This is a genomic window from Plantactinospora sp. DSM 117369, from assembly GCF_053764795.1.
This window is the reverse complement of record NZ_CM132446.1, coordinates 5878254-5894840: the sequence shown is the minus strand read 5'-3', so window position 1 is coordinate 5894840 and position 16587 is coordinate 5878254. Positions and strand designations below refer to the sequence as shown.

At 71.3% G+C, this 16587-nt stretch carries 3 protein-coding genes and 1 pseudogene; 1 reads left to right on the top strand and 3 read right to left on the bottom strand.

The features are described from left to right. Window positions 1-280 precede the first annotated feature (280 nt). The 3 genes from ACSMXO_RS25550 to ACSMXO_RS25540 form a co-directional block, all read right to left on the bottom strand. Window positions 281-538, bottom strand: coding sequence for a ferredoxin (locus tag ACSMXO_RS25550; protein WP_455414089.1), 258 nt, complete (start codon window positions 536-538; stop codon window positions 281-283). Window positions 539-548: 10 nt separating this feature from the next. Beyond that, on the bottom strand, window positions 549-1754 hold the full coding sequence (locus ACSMXO_RS25545; protein WP_455414088.1) for a cytochrome P450: 1206 nt from the start codon (window positions 1752-1754) through the stop codon (window positions 549-551). Between the two features lie 127 nt (window positions 1755-1881). After that, window positions 1882-2397, bottom strand: a complete 516-nt coding sequence (locus tag ACSMXO_RS25540) for a DUF1579 family protein (RefSeq protein WP_455414087.1) — start codon at window positions 2395-2397, stop codon at window positions 1882-1884. A 632-nt stretch (window positions 2398-3029) separates the two neighbouring features. On the opposite strand from ACSMXO_RS25540, the pseudogene ACSMXO_RS25535 reads away from it, so the two are divergent. After that, a pseudogene (locus tag ACSMXO_RS25535) lies at window positions 3030-16574 on the top strand (type I polyketide synthase); the annotation flags it as partial. Window positions 16575-16587: the final 13 nt, after the last annotated feature.

Genomic DNA, 16587 nt, shown 5'->3' with positions numbered 1-16587 from the left:
GCCTTCCGCCCGGCGTCTCCTGGCCTCCGCGCTGGCGTTTCCTGGCCCGGCGGCCGACCCGGCACCGGCCGGTGACCGTACACACCGTCAACTGATCAGTCCGGGACGCCGAAATGCCGTACCCGGGCTCGCCCACCTGGCGAGCCCGGGCACGGCCGGTACTGCTGTTCGAGACGAAGGAACCGCTACCAGTGAACCTTTTTCAACCTCCCCTTGCGGTGCGGTGGACCGCAAGGTCAGACGCGGTGCGCGAGCGCCGCGTGGTTCAGGTTGAAAAGGTTCAGTGGGTGACGGTGCCGGTCGGGGCGCCTTCGGTCGGCGCGACGACTGCACCCGTCCTCGCATCCCGTACCAGGATCGCTGAGGTGGGGCAGAAGTCGGCGGCGCGATGGACCCTCGGGTCCGTTCCGATCAGCTCCGACGTGGGCGAGGAGACACCGTCGTCGAGCCGGAACCGATCCGCCGCCTCGTACACGCACACCCCCGAGCCGCGGCAGCTGTCCCGGTCAACCGAGACGTGCCATTCGGGCTCCTTCATCGCGGCGCCCTCACCACGCGACGGGCAGGCTCTGCGGGCACCGGGTCAGGCCGCCGGACCGCCAGGCGACGTCCTGCGCGGGGACGGCCAGCCGCAGCCCCGGGAAGCGTCGCAGCAGGGTCTCGAAGGTGACCTGGAGCTCGATCCGCGCGAGTTGCGCGCCCACGCAGTGGTGCATGCCGAATCCGAACGCCAGATGGGGGTTGGGCTCGCGGGTGAAGTCGAGGTCCTGCGGGCGGTCGAAGACGCGGGGGTCGCGGTTGGCGGCGGCGACCTCCAGGAGTACGCCTTCGCCGGCGCGTATCAGCACGCCGCCCAGTTCGAGATCCTCCTTGGCGATGTGCGGGAACCCCACCGAGGCACCCAGCGGCGTGTACCGCTGGAGTTCCTCCAGGGCGCGGGGCAGGATCTCCGGACGGGTCCGGAGCCGATCGACCAGCTCTGGCCGGCTCAGCAGGGTGTACGCGAAGTTGGCGATCTGGCTGAACGTGGAGCCCATGCCGCCGATCAGCAGAGTCGCGATGATATTGATCAGCTCAGGTTCGGACAGCCGGTCGTTGTCGTCGTGCGCCCGTACCAACGCGCTCACCAGGTCGTCCGTCGGCTGCTCGCGGCGGGAACCGATCATGCCGATGATCGACATCATGAGCGACTGCATCGCCGCGCCGACCTCCTCCGGCGGCACCGCGTCGATGCTGAGGATGGCGTCGCGCCAGACCCGGAACTGGTCGTTGCGATCCTCCGGCGGGATGCCGAGCAGCTCACACGTCACCGTCATCGGCAGGTCCTCGGCGACGGTGCGGACCAGGTCGCCAGGCTGCCCCTCCTTGACCATCCGGTCCAGCAGCTCGTCCACGGTGTTCTGCACGTACGGACGGACCCGTTCGATGTGACGCGCGGTGAACGCCGTGGCTACCAGCCGTCGAATTCGAGTGTGGTCGGGGGGATCCATGATGCCGAGCATCGCGTCCTCGATGCGGATCGGCATGGTCCGCGGAAAGTCCGCGCCGATGACAGCCTGGCGACTGAACCGAGGGTCGGTGAGCACGCTCTTGACCTCGTGGTAACCGGTCGCCAGCCAGGCGTCACCGCCGTAGGGCATGTGTACCCGGCTCACCGGCTCGTGCTCGGTGAGGTGGGCGTAGATGGGGTCGAGGTCGAGGGCGGTCGGCGTGCTGAACGGGTAGTCCCGCACCTGCTGCTCGGTGCTGTTCACTGCGGTACTCCTAGGGACGGTGGGCGACATGCGGCCCCGGTTGGGCATCGAGGTCCTGGTCGGGAGGGTGAGCCGCTCGCCGGCCGGCTGCCGGTGGGAGCATCGACGACTCGGGCGCGCCGACGATTCAGACGCGGCGGCACTCGATGACGTCGGCGTGCACCCATTCGCCCTCCAGGTGGACGTACCCCCGCTTCGTGAAGTGGTTCTCGTCGACCACCTCGAATTCCTCCCGGCAGAGGTGCGGCTTTCCGAATGCGCTGTACTGCCCGGTGAACTTGAGTTTTCCGTCCTCTTCCCATCCGGGGGACGTGGTGTATCCCTGGTTGCCCCAGTCGTCGTAGTAGTAGGCGGCGAAGTTGCCCAGCACCTGGTTCCACCCGAACACCCAGTGGGCGTTCAGCCGAGGTGGGCCCTCCATGTGCTGCACCTGCCGGACATAGTGACCGTCAAGAAGGTGCTCGGCACTCCACACGACCGTGCCGGTCCTGGGCGGGGTGTCCATCACGATGGTCCATTCGCATTGGAACGTACCCAGCAGGAAATCCAGGCCGCGCATTTGCTCCGCTACCGGTGGCTCGACTAGTACCAGCTCCGTCGGCGCGGCGGCCGGCTCTGTCGTGGTGGACTCGACACTGCTCATGAACATGGACTCCTGCGGCTCGAGATTGGAATACGCCGGGCGTTGACATGGAAAGCTTCGCCTGGCGAGGCTATGGCGCCGTCGGCGGCGGGGCAAGATTGTGGCGTAGATGTAAGGGTCAAAGTCGTTCCGGCCGTATGTTGTTAGGGGCTATAGGGGTCTCTAGGGGTGGCGGACGGGAAGCCGAGGTATTCCGATCCCGGTTGGCGCGGATGGCCGACGACGACGCGGGGCGGCGCCGGGCGGCGCGCTATTGCCGGCCGGATCAGGGGTCCGCTAGGGGTTGGGTGCTGCTCCGGATGCCTCCATGCTTGGGCGCAATGTTCGGGTCGGGCATTGTGTTTCGGCGGGCGCCGTCCATGGCGTTCGGCGTGCGGCAACTGTCGGCGCCACCTCGGCGGTCCCTACGAGTGCCTGGCCCGCAGATGTCAACTCCCGGCCATCTTGACGGTCACCGCCTGGCACGTCTCGCGGGCGTACGGCGATGTCGGGTTGTCCGTTCATGAAGAGAGCGGTGACGAGATATGACGACAGGGACAGGGTCGGTATCCGCCACCTCACCCGGGCTCCGGGGCGCCGCTGCGGTGGTCGGGTCGGTACGGCGGCTGGTCGCCGCCGTACCGCCCGCCGATGCGGCGGGCGAGGCGACCTGCGGCTGCCCGGTCGCCTTCGATCCAGGCTTCCTCGGCACCGACGCCGCCGACCGGGTGACGACCGATCCACGTGGTCAGGTGGGCCTGGAGGTGTGTTGGGCGGCCCTGGAGCAGGCCGGGGTTGTTCCGTCCGCACCCGGTCACGAACGGATCGGGCTCTTTGTCCTGACCGGGCCGATGGACGGCGACAACGGACCGGCCGGGCACGATCCCGTTCCGGCCGACGTCGACCTGTCCTGGTCGCTGGCCGAGGAGATGGCCGGCGTACTGGGCCTCGGCGGCCCGACCGCCACGCTCGACGTCCGGACGTACCCGTTTCTTGCGGCTATGCACGCCGCACTCGCCGCCCTGGACGCGGGTGCGGCCGATGTCGCCCTGGTCTGCGGCGTCGACTTCGCCGACGCCTGCGCCGCGCACCGATCGACCGGTCCGGAGCGCGGCGCCGAGGCCGCGGTGGTCGTACTCAAGCCGCTCGCCCACGCGGTCGCCAACCACGATGTGATCGACGGTGTGCTGCGCGCGGCCACGTCGACCACGGACGCGGCGGACCCCGACCCGGCTCGCGCGAGCGCCGCCAGTGGCGCGAACGAGGCGGTCGACGCCCTTCGGTCCCTCCGCGCCGGCTCGGACATCGAAATGGCCACCGGCCCGTTCGCGATCACCCTGTCACCGTGGACCGCGCCGGTCCCGCCGTACGCCGCATCGACGGTGGGCCCGCCGGCGACGATCTGGGCGGTCTCCGGGCGCGACGAGGGCGTCCTGCGCGCACAGGCGGCGCGGCTGCGCGACCACCTGATGGAGAATCCGGCCGTGTCCCTGCGCGACGTGGGGTACACGCTGGCGGTTGGCCGTGCCCGGTTCGCCCGGCGCGGCGCCGTCGTCGGCCACGACCACGCCACCCTGCTCGCCGGTGTCTCGGCACTGGCCTCCGGGGAGGACGCTGCTGGCGTGTCACGTGGCGATGCGCCAGATCGGGTTCCGGCCGCTCTCGTGTTCCCGGGTATCGGGTCGCACTGGCCGGGCATGGCCACGGAACTTCTCGACGCGGTGCCCGTGTTCCGCGCACAGATCGACGAGTGCGCCGCAGCGCTGGCGCCGCTGGTCGACTGGTCCCTCCCGGACGTGCTCCGCGGTTCGCCCGGCGCACCGCCGATCGGCCAGGTGGGCGTGCTCCAGCCGGTGTGGTTCGCCGTCACGCTCGCCCTGGCCGAGCTGTGGCGCAGCTTCGGCTTCACACCGGATGCCGTCGTGGGGCACAGCATCGGTGAGATCTCGGCCGCCTGTTTCACCGGCGCGCTGTCGCTGGACGACGGCGCCCGGGTCGCCACCGTCATCGGGCACACGCTGATGGAGGTCGCCGGTCGTGGGGACATGGCGGCCCTCCGGATCGCGCCGGACCGGGTGGTCCCGCTGCTGCGGCCCTGGGGTGAACGGCTCACGGTCGCCGGCGTGAACGGCCCCGGCAGCGTCGTCATCTCCGGCGACACGGAGGCGCTCGATGCCGTGCTCGCCCAGGCGGAGGCGATGTCCGTCCAAGCCCGCCGGCTGTCGCTCGGGTACGCCGCGCACTCCGGGCACATCGACGCGATCGAAGAGCGCCTGGTGGAACTCCTGGCGCCGATCCGGCCACGCGCCTCGCACACGCCGTTCTACTCGTGCGCCGTCGGCGGTCCGGTCGACACCGGCGAACTCGACGCCCGGTACTGGGCGCGGAACCTGCGCGACCCGTTCGAGTTCGAGACGACCACGCGCGCCGTCCTCGCCGCAGGCTTCCGGATGCTCGTCGAGGTCAGCCCACATCCGGTCGTTGCCCCCGACGTCGAGGAAACCTGCGACACGGCCGGTGTCGGCACGCTCGTACTAGGGACGCTGCGCAGGTCGGATCCTGGTTTCGGACGGTTCCTGAGCTCCCTGGCCGAGGCGTACACGCACGGTGCCGACGTCGACCTGCGAGCCCCGTTCGCCGACACCGCCGCCCGCAGGGTCCGGCTGCCCGGCTACCCGTTCCGTAGCCAGGCGGAGCCACCGGCGACCAACGGACCGGTACCGGCCGACGGACGCCCCGGCGCAGCGGCCGACGCCGGGCAGGCGTTGCGTGCCCGGCTGGCACCGCTGTCCACCGGAGAGCGTCACCGCGAGTTGGTTGAACTCGTTCGTGCGGGCGTCGCCGCCCTGGTCGGCCGGGGGACGGACGGGGTACCGTCACCGGGCACCACGTTCGGATCGGCGGGTATCGACTCCCTGATGGCCGTGGACCTGCGTAACCGGCTCGGCGGCGCGACCGGGCTGCGGCTGCCGACCACGCTGGTGTTCGACTACCCGACGCCGCGAGCGGTGGCCGAGTATCTCGACGGTGTCCTTACCGGTACCGGCCCTGCGGCGGCCACCGTGTCCGAGGTCAGGGTCGACGACGACGAGCCGATCGCGATCATCGGAATGAGTTGCCGGCTGCCCGGCGGGATCAGCACCCCGGAACAGCTCTGGGATTTGGTGATCAACGAGGGTTGCGCCATCTCCGACCCGCCGCGCAACCGTGGCTGGGACCTCGACGCGCTGTACTCGCCCGAACCCGGCACCCCCGGGCGGACCTACACCTGGCGCGGCGGCTTCGTGCACGACGCGGACGAGTTCGACCCGGCACCCTTCGGCATCAGCCCGCGCGAGGCGCTCGCGATGGACCCGCAGCAGCGGCTGCTGTTGGAGACGTCCTGGGAGGCGTTCGAGCGCGCCGGGATCGATCCACTCTCGTTGCGTGGGACGCGTACCGGTGTGTTCGCCGGTCTCGCCTCCCAGGACTACGCCCCCCGTCTGCACGACGCGTCGCGTGAGCTGAGCGGACACCTGCTGACCGGCAACCTGACGAGCGTGGCCTCCGGCCGGATCGCGTACACGTTCGGCCTGGAGGGTCCGGCGGTGACGATCGACACGGCCTGCTCGTCCTCGCTGGTCGCCCTGCACCTGGCGGTCCAGTCGCTCCGGCGGGGGGAATCCACCCTGGGCATCGCCGCCGGCGCAATGATCATGTCGGGACCCGGCCTGTTCGTGTCGTTCGCCGAACAGCGCGGTCTTGCTCCTGATGGTCGGTGTAAGGCGTTCGGGGATGGTGCGGATGGTACGGGTTGGGGGGAGGGTGTGGGGGTTTTGTTGTTGGAGCGGTTGTCGGATGCGCGTCGTGGTGGTCGGCGTGTGTTGGGGGTGGTTCGGGGTTCGGCGGTGAATCAGGATGGGGCGTCGAATGGGTTGTCGGCGCCGAGTGGTTTGGCGCAGCAGCGGGTGATTCGGGAGGCGTTGGCGGGTGCGGGTTTGGTGTCGGGGGATGTGGATGTGGTGGAGGGGCATGGTACGGGGACGGCGTTGGGTGATCCGGTTGAGGCGCAGGCGTTGTTGGCGACGTATGGGCGGGGTCGGGCTGTTGATCGGCCGTTGTGGTTGGGGTCGGTGAAGTCGAATTTGGGTCATACGCAGGCGGCTGCGGGTGTTGCTGGTGTGATCAAGATGGTGTTGGCGATGCGTTTCGGGGTGTTGCCGTCGACGTTGTTTGTGGGTGTTCCGTCGTCGTTTGTGGATTGGTCTTCTGGTGGGGTGCGGTTGTTGTCGGAGGCGCGGGAGTGGCCGGTGTCGGGTCGGCCGCGGCGGGCGGGTGTGTCGTCTTTTGGTATTAGTGGGACTAATGCTCATGTGATTGTTGAGCAGGCGCCGGAGGAGAGCGGGCCGGAGGAGAGCGGGCCGGAGGAGAGTGGGCCGGAGAAGGGCGTCACCGCCTGGATCGTCTCCGGTCACGACGAAGCCGCGCTACGCGCGCAGGCCCGGCGACTGATCGAACACGTCCACGCCGAATCCGTCAGGCCCAGCGCCCCTGTCACGTCCATCGAACCCGCACCGCGTCATGTCGACATCGGCTACTCGCTCGCCACCACCCGTACCCGGATGGGTTTCCGCGCGGTCGTGATCGGTGACCGGGCCCGGTTGACGGCCGGTCTGACGGCACTCGCCGACGGTACCCTCGCACCCGACGTCGTACGCGGACAGGCGGACTCGGACGGGCGGGTCGTCTTCGTCTTCCCCGGCCAGGGCGCCCAGTGGATCGGCATGGCGGTTGGACTGCTGGAGTCCTCGCCGGCGTTCGCCGCCCGGATGGACGCGTGCGCGCGTGCCCTGGCGCCACTGGTCGACTGGTCGCTGGTCGACGTGATCCGAGGTGCCGCCGGGGCGCCCCCGCTCGACCGGGTCGACGTCGTCCAGCCCGCCCTGTGGGCCGTGATGGTCTCGTTGGCGGACTGGTGGCGCGCGCACGGCGTAGCACCGGCGGCGGTGGTCGGGCACTCGCAGGGTGAGATCGCCGCGGCGTGCGTCGCCGGGGCGCTGTCGATCGAGGACGGCGCCCGGGTGGTGGCGCTGCGCGCACGACTCATCGCGCGGGAACTGGCCGGCCGTGGCGGGATGGTCGCCGTCGCCGCACCGGCTGACCAGCTCCGTGACCTGCTCGACCGCTCCGAAGGTCGGCTGTCGCTCGCGGTGGTCAACGGTCCCCGTTCCGTCGTGGTCTCAGGCGATCCCGACGCGCTCGACGAACTGGTCGAACGGTGTTCCGTCGAGGGCCTCCGGACACGGCGGGTGACGGTCGACTACGCCTCCCACTCCGGTCAGGTGGAGGCGATCCGTGACGAGCTGGTCCAAGTGCTCGCGGAGATCCGTCCGAACCCCGGGCAGGTGCCCTTCTTCTCCACGGTGACCGGTGATTGGCTGGACACCACCGCCCTGGACGCCGAGTACTGGTACCGCAACCTGCGGGCGACGGTCGGGTTCGACCACGCGGTACGGACGATGGTCGGCGCGGACCTGCGCACGTACGTGGAGGTCAGTCCGCACCCGGTGCTGGTGCCCGGGCTCCAGGAGGTCCTGGACGAAATCGCGCCGGACCGGAGCGCGGCGCTGGGGTCCCTCCGCCGCGACGAGGACGACTCGTACCGGCTGCTCCGGTCGCTGGCCGAGGTCTTCGTCCGAGGGGTCGAGGTCGACTGGGCACCGGTGTTCGACGGCACCGGAGCGAGGCAGGTGGAACTGCCGACGTACGCCTTCCAACGGCGACGGTTCTGGGCCCGTCCGGACGATCGGGACGCGACCGGCGGCGACGGTACGGACGCGGCCGACGCGCCGTTCTGGGCGGCGGTGGAGCAGTCCGACCCGGCCGCCCTGACCGAGCTCCTCGGCGCCGGTCCGGATCAGCGTGATGTGGTGGAGGCGGCGCTTCCGGTGCTGTCGTCGTGGCGGCACCGGCAGCGCGAGACGTCGGTGGTGGACTCCTGGCGGTACCGGGTGACCTGGAAGGTCGTGCCGACGTCGACAGCCGCACTGTCGGGTAGCTGGCTCCTGCTCGCCGCGCGGTCGCCCGGCGAAACCTCGTCGGCCGGCACGCCGACGGTGGAGGCCCTGGCGGAGGCGATGGCCGCGCGCGGGGCCGATGTCCGGCCGGTGGTGGTGGACGCCGCGTCGGTCGACGTGGACGACATGGCCGGTGCGCTGGAAGCGGCTATGGTGGGCGGGTCCGGGGTGGCGGGCATCGTCTCCCTGCTGCCGTGGGCCGAGGAACCCCACCCCGGCCGCGCTGTAGTCCCGGCCGGACTGGCGGCGTCCCTGGTACTTACCCGGGCCCTGGACCGTGCCGGGATCACCGTACCGCTGTGGTGGGTCACCCGGGACGCGATGCTGGTCGAACCAGCCGATCCGGGGACCGGCTGGGTCCAGGCCCCGGTGTGGGCGTTGGGCCGGGTGGCCGGACTGGAACAGCCGCAACGGTGGATCGGGCTGGTCGACGTGGCCGGCGGCTGGGACGAACGGGCGGCGGACCGGTTCTGCGCCCTGCTCGTCGGCGACTACGACGAACAGGAAATCGCCGTACGCCCCTCCGGCGTCTATGTTCGTCGCCTGGTGCGTGCGCCGCACCAGCGGCCCGCCCCGGCCTGGCGGCCACGGGGCACCATCCTCGTCACCGGCGGTACCGGCGGCGTCGGTGCCCACCTCGCCCGCTGGCTCGCCGGAAACGGCGCGTCCCGACTGGTGCTGGTCAGCCGGCGGGGGATGGAATCGCCGGGGGCGCCCGGACTCGCCGCCCAGCTGCGCGAACTGGGTGCCGAGGTGGCCATCGCGGCCTGCGACGTGACCGATCGACGGGCCCTGGCGGGACTGCTGGCCGATCACCCGCCGACCGCCGTGTTTCACGCGGCCGGGGTGAGCCGGTCGCTGCCCGTCGCCGACACCGGTCTCGACGAGCTGGCTGACACGATGTCGGCGAAGGTGGCCGGTGCCCGGAATCTCGACGAGTTGCTCGCCGGGCAGCCACTGGACGCCTTCGTGTTGTTCTCGTCCGGGGCGGCGGTGTGGGGCAGCGCCGGCAACGGCGCGTACGCCGCCGCGAACGCCTATCTCGACGCGCTCGCCGGCCACCGTCGCGGCCGGGGCGAGCCCGCCACCTGCGTGTCGTGGGGCGGCTGGGCGGACGGCGGAATGGTCGACGACAGGCTCGGCTCGGTACTGACTCGTATCGGGGTGCGGATGATGGCTCCGGCGCTGGCACTCGCGGCACTCCGCCGGGTGCTGGAGTCCGACGAGACGTCGGTGACGGTGACCGACATGGACTGGGCCAGTTTCGTCTCGACCTTCACGCTGGCTCGCCGCCGCCCCCTGATCGAGGGCATCCCCGAGGTCGCCGCCATCCTGAACGTGGACGACCGGGACGGCGACGTGGCCTCGACGGTTGGCCACGAGCTGCGCCGGCGGATCGCCGAGCTGACCGGGACGGAGCGCGGCCGGGTACTGCTCGACCTGGTGCGGTCGGAGACGGCGGCCGTCCTCGGGCACACCGATGTCGACGCGGTGGGCGAGTCCAAGCCCTTCAGGGACCTCGGTCTGGACTCGCTGACCGCCATCGAGCTGCGGAACCGGCTGAACGCCGCGAGCGGTCTGCGGCTGCCCGCGACGTTGGTCTTCGATCATCCCGTTCCGGCGGCCGTGGCCGCGTACCTACAGGCCGAGCTGGTCGGCGCCGTCGAGGCCGACGAGGTGGCGCCGGTACCGGTCGAGCGGGTACCCGATGAGCCGTTGGCGATCATCGGGATCGGATGCCGGTTCCCCGGCGGGGTGAACAGTCCCGAGGAGTTGTGGCAGCTGCTGGTCGAGGAGCGTGACACGGTCGGTCCGTTCCCCTCCGACCGTGGCTGGGACCTTGCCCGCCTCGACGAGTTGGAGGCCGGTCGGACCGGGGGACCCTCGGTACGCCGGGGTTCCTTCCTGGACGACGCGACAGGGTTCGACGCCGGCTTCTTCGGCGTGTCGCCGCGAGAGGCGGTGGCGATGGACCCGCAGCAGCGGCTGTTGTTGGAGACGTCCTGGGAGGCGTTGGAGCGGGCTGGAATCGATCCGCTCTCGTTGCGCGGCAGCCGCACCGGAGTGTTCGTGGGCGGCTCGTCGCAGGACTACGCGGGGCTGCTCACCGGCACCGACGACGGCTACGACTACCTGCTCACCGGCGCGGCCGGCAGCGTGTTGTCCGGCCGGGTCGCGTACGCGCTGGGCCTGGAGGGTCCGGCGGTGACGATCGACACGGCCTGCTCGTCCTCGCTGGTCGCCCTGCACACCGCCGCCGGCTCACTGCGATCCGGCGAGTCCGACCTGGCACTGGTGGGCGGGGTGGCGGTGATGGCCACGCCAAATGCCTTCGTCGCGTTCTCCCGGCAGGGCGGTCTTGCTCCTGATGGTCGGTGTAAGGCGTTCGGGGATGGTGCGGATGGTACGGGTTGGGGGGAGGGTGTGGGGGTTTTGTTGTTGGAGCGGTTGTCGGATGCGCGTCGTGGTGGTCGGCGTGTGTTGGGGGTGGTTCGGGGTTCGGCGGTGAATCAGGATGGGGCGTCGAATGGGTTGTCGGCGCCGAGTGGTTTGGCGCAGCAGCGGGTGATTCGGGAGGCGTTGGCGGGTGCGGGTTTGGTGTCGGGGGATGTGGATGTGGTGGAGGGGCATGGTACGGGTACGGCGTTGGGTGATCCGGTTGAGGCGCAGGCGTTGTTGGCGACGTATGGGCGGGGTCGGGCTGTTGATCGGCCGTTGTGGTTGGGGTCGGTGAAGTCGAATTTGGGTCATACGCAGGCGGCTGCGGGTGTTGCTGGTGTGATCAAGATGGTGTTGGCGATGCGTTTCGGGGTGTTGCCGTCGACGTTGTTTGTGGGTGTTCCGTCGTCGTTTGTGGATTGGTCTTCTGGTGGGGTGCGGTTGTTGTCGGAGGCGCGGGAGTGGCCGGTGTCGGGTCGGCCGCGGCGGGCGGGTGTGTCGTCTTTTGGTATTAGTGGGACTAATGCTCATGTGATTGTTGAGCAGGCGCCGGAGGAGAGCGGGCCGGAGGAGAGCGGGCCGGAGGAGAGCGGGCCGGAGAAGGGCGTCACCGCCTGGATCGTCTCCGGCCGGACCGCGAACGGCCTGCGGGCACAGGGGGCCCGGCTCGCCGCTGCGGTGAGCGGCGACGGGGGTGCCACGGCGACCGCCGTCGGCTGGGCCCTGGCGACGACCCGCGCGGCGCTCGAACACCGCGCAGTGCTGGTCGGCGACCGTCGGGACGACCTGCTCGCCGGCCTGAACGCGCTGTCCCAGGGTACGGAGGCGGCTGGCCTGACGGTGGGTGAGAGCCGCCCGGGCGGCCTCGCGTTCCTGTTCACCGGCCAGGGCTCGCAGCGCGTGGGGATGGGGCGGGAGCTGTACCAGCGGTTCCCCGTGTTCGCGTCCGCCTTCGACGAGGTGTGCCTGGAAATGGACGGTCACCTGCACCGCCCCTTGCGGGACGTGGTGTTCGGCCATCAGGACGACGAGAGTCCGCTCGACCGTACCGAGTACGCCCAGGCCGGTCTGTTCGCCCTGGAGGTGGCGCTGTTCCGGCTGCTCGAACACGCCGGAGTACGACCGGAGTACCTGTTGGGGCACTCGGTCGGCGAACTGGTGGCCGCCTATCTGGCCGGGGTGTGGACGCTCCCGGACGCCTGTGCCGTGGTCGCGGCGCGTGGCCGGTTCATGCAGGCGCTGCCGGACGGCGGCGCGATGGTCGCGATCGAGGCCGACGAGACCGAGGTCGGGCCGGTGCTGGCCCGGCACGACGGTGACCTGTCGTTGGCAGCGGTCAACGCCCCGCGGTCGGTGGTGCTGTCCGGCACCGAGGAGGCGGTGGACGGGGTCGAGCGGCGCTTCGCCGACCTGGGCCGGCGCACGAAACGTCTCACCGTGAGCCACGCCTTCCACTCGCCGTTGATGGAGCCGATGCTCGCCGGGTTCCGCGAGGTGCTGGCCGGCGTGACGTTCGCGCCGCCGGTACTACCGGTCGTGTCGAACCTGTCCGGCCGGGTCGCGACAGCCGACGAGTTGTGCTCTCCCGACTACTGGGTGCGCCAGGTGCGCGGCGCCGTACGGTTCGCCGACGGGGTCCGGACGCTGGCCGGGCAGGCCATCGGCGGCTTTGTCGAGTTAGGTCCGGACGGGGTCCTCGCGGCGCTGGTCCGTGACTGCCTCGACGACGAAGGCGAGAAGGTAGCCGTCGCGCCCCTGCTGCGCACCGGCCAGCCGGAGATCCCCGCCCTGCTGTCCGCACTGGCCGGCGTGTTCGTCCGGGGTGCCCGGGTGGACTGGTCGGCGGTGCTGCCCGAGTCCGTTTCCGAACCGGTCGAGCTGCCCACCTACGCCTTCCGGCACGAACGCTACTGGCCCCGCCCGTCCGGCGCCGCCAGCGAAGTGGCCGCCGCCGGCCTCGCCCCGTCCGGACATCCGATGCTCGGCGCCTGGATCTCGTCGGCGACCGGCGGCGAGACGCTGTTCACCGGCCGGCTGTCGGCCGCCGACCATCCGTGGCTGGCGCACCACGAGGTACTCGGCTCGGTCCTGCTGCCCGGCACCGCCTTCGTGGAACTGGCGTTGTCGGCGGGCGAGCGGCTCGGCTGTGACGAGATGGAGGAACTCACCCTGGAGGCACCCCTCGTCCTGCCGGAGCGCGGTGCCGTGCGTGTGCAACTCGTCGTTGCGCACGCCGACGACAACAACGGCCGGCGATCGGTCGGTGTGTACTCCCGCTCCGACGATCCGGGCGAGGAACCCTGGATCCGGCACGCCACCGGGACGCTCGCCCCGACACCGGCGGACCCCCCACCGCCGCCCGCCGACGACGTGTGGCCCCCGCGCGATGCCCGACCGGTCACGCTCGACGGTTACTACGAGCGGTTGGCGGCGGCCGGGTTCCACTACGGTCCCGGGTTCCGGGGACTGCGCCGAGCCTGGCGACGAGGCGACGAGTTCTTCGCCGAGGTGGAACTTCCCGCCGACGTCGCGCCGGACGCAGCCCGGTTCGGCATCCACCCGGCACTGCTCGACGCTGCCCTGCACCCGATCGGCCAGGGCGACCCGGACGCGCCGGCCCGGATGCCGTTCTGCTGGAGCGGAGTACGGCTGCACGCGACGGGGGCGGGCGCGTTGCGGGTACGCCTGGAAAAGCGTGGTGCGGGCACGGTGACGTTGACGGCCAGCGACACCACCGGCTCGCCGGTGGTGACCGTCGGATCCCTGGCGCTCCGGCCCGTCACACCGGAGCAGATCCGGCCGGGCTCCGTCGCGCTGGACGACTGCCTGTTCCAGGTCGAATGGAAGCCGCTGGAACCGGCCGACGAACCGCTGCCGGCGCTGTCGTGGGCGCTCGTCGGCACCGGTGAGGTACCAGACGACGTGGACGGATCCGTCGCCCGGTACCCCGACCTCGGCGCGCTCTCCGCGGCGCTCGATGCCGGCGCGCCCACGCCCGGACGGGTGGTCGTGCTCTGTCCACCGGTGGACGCCGGCGGCGATGGCCTCACCTCGGCGGCGCACGACCTCACCGGACAGGTCCTCGCCGCGATCCAGGGTTGGCTCGCCGACGGGCGCCTGTCGTCCGGCGGGCTGACCGTGGTGACCCGCAATGCCGCCGCCGTCGAATCCGATGTTCCGGTCAACCTGGTGCACCTTCCGGTCACCGGCCTGGTGCGGTCGGCGCGGACGGAGAACCCGGACCGGATCTCGTTGATCGATGTCGACAACCGGTGGTCGGCGCAGTCACTGGTCGCGACGTTGCACGGCGCCGAACCCGAGGTGGCGGTACGTGACGGCCGGCGGTACGCCCGACGGCTGGCCCGGGTGGACCAGCCAGCCGCCCTGCCGGCCCCGGCAACGACGGGGCCGTGGCGTCTCGACACCACCGGGCGCGGCAGCCTGGCCAACCTGCGCCTGGTGCCGGCGCCGGAGGTGGAGCGGTCGCTGGCCCCCGGCGAGGTACGCGTCGACGTCCTGGCGGCCGGGGTCAACTTCCGCGACGTGCTGATCGCGCTGGACATGTATCCCGGTGAGGGCGGCCTCGGCATCGAAGGCGCCGGTGTGGTCTCGGCGGTCGGCGTCGGCGTGACCGGGCTGGCGCCCGGAGACCGGGTGATGGGTCTGTTCGGCGGCGCGTTCGGCCCGGTCGCCGTGGCCGACCACCGCACAGTGGTCCGGATCCCGGAGGGTTGGTCCTTCGAACAGGCGGCATCGGTGCCGGTGGCGTTCGTGACCGCCTACTACGGGCTGTGCGACCTGGCCGGGCTCCGGGCGGGGGAGACGGTGCTGGTCCACGCCGCCGCCGGTGGCGTCGGTATGGCCGCCACGCAGATCGCCGGCCATCTCGGTGCCGAGGTCTTCGGCACGGCGAGCACGCCCAAGTGGGACACCCTGCGAAAGGCGGGCCTCGACGACGCGCACATCGCCTCGTCGCGGGATCTGACGTTCGCCGAACGGATCCGGGAGACAACCGGCGGTCGTGGCGTCGACGTGGTACTCAACTCGCTGGCGGGCGCGTACGTCGACGCGTCACTCGGACTGCTCGACGGCGCCGGCCGGTTCGTCGAGATGGGCAAGGCCGACATCCGGGACGGCGCCGACGTCGCGGCGGCCCACCCCGGCGTCCGGTACCGCACATTCGACCTAAGTGACGCCGGCCCCGACCGGGTCGGCGAGATACTCACCGAACTGCTCGAGTTGTTCGAGCGCGGCGCGTTGCGCCCTCTTCCGGTCACGCGCTGGGACGCCCGCCGGGCGCCCGAGGCGTTCCGGGCACTCAGTCAGGCCGGCATCGTGGGCAAGGCAGTGCTCAACCCGGGCCATCGGTTCGGCCCGGACGACGCGGTACTGGTCACCGGCGGTACCGGTTCCCTCGGCGTCCTGATCGCCGGGCACCTCGCCACCGGCCACGGCCTGCGGCACGTGGTCCTGGCCGGCCGCCGGGCGACGGCCGGGGCGGAGGTGGACAGGCTGCGCGTCGACCTGGCCCGGATGGGCGCCGAGGTGACGGTGGTCCGGTGCGACGTCGGCGACGAGCGCGCCGTCGCGCGGATGCTGGACTCGATCCGCGAACACCACCGCCTAGCCGGCGTGGTACACGCCGCCGGCGTGCTCGACGACGGCGTGTTGACCTCCCTGAACCCGGGACGGCTCGCCGCCGTGCTGCGCCCGAAGCTCGACGGCGCGTGGCATCTGCACCGGCTGACGGAACACCTCGACCTCGACATGTTCGTGCTGTTCTCGTCCGCGTCGGCGACGCTCGGCGGCGCCGGGCAGGGCAACTACGCCGCCGCGAACGCGTTTCTCGACGGGCTCGCCGAGTATCGGAGGTCGCGCGGCCTCCCCGCGACCTCGCTGGCGTGGGGTATGTGGGAGCAGGCCGGCGGCATGACCGCCGGGCTGGACGGGCGCGACCGGCGGCGGATGAGCCGGGACGGAGTGGTGCCGCTGAGCACGGCGCAGGGCGTCGCGCTGTTCGACGCCGCCCTCGACAGCGGCCGCGCCGCACTGGTGCCGATCCGGCTGGACCTCGCGTCGCTGCGTACCCGGTCGGCCACCGAGACGGTTCCGGCCCTGTTCCACGGGTTGGTACGGGCCCGCCGGCCGGTCATCGCGCGGGTCGAGGGCATGGCCACGGCGCAGACCTTCGACGCCCGGCTGCGGGAACTGCCGCCACCAGCCCGGCAACGTCTGGCGGTGAACCTGGTCCGGACCCACACCGCCGCCGTACTCGGGCACACCACCGCCGACGCGGTTGAGCCGGAGCAGGCGTTCAAGGAGATGGGCTTCGACTCGCTGACCGGTGTGGAGTTGCGCAACCGTATCCGTGCGTCGACCGGTCTGGCGGTACCCGCCACCCTCGTGTTCGACCACCCGACTCCGGTCGCCCTGGCCGCCCGACTCGTGAGCCTGGCCGTACCCGAGGAGGAGAGCCCGCTGGCGCGGGTCATGCGCGACCTAGACCGGCTGGAGCAGACCGCCGCCACGATCGGCGCGGGGGAGGCCGGCCACGGTGAGATCGTTCTGCGGCTGCGCGGGATCCTGCACAGACTCGACGGCCCGGCCGACCCACCCGCGGAAACCGACGAGGCCCTGCTCGGCTCGGCCACGGCGGCCGAGCTGCTCGCCTTCATCGACAGCGAGTTCGGCGACCTCAAGTAGTTCAACCGACGCC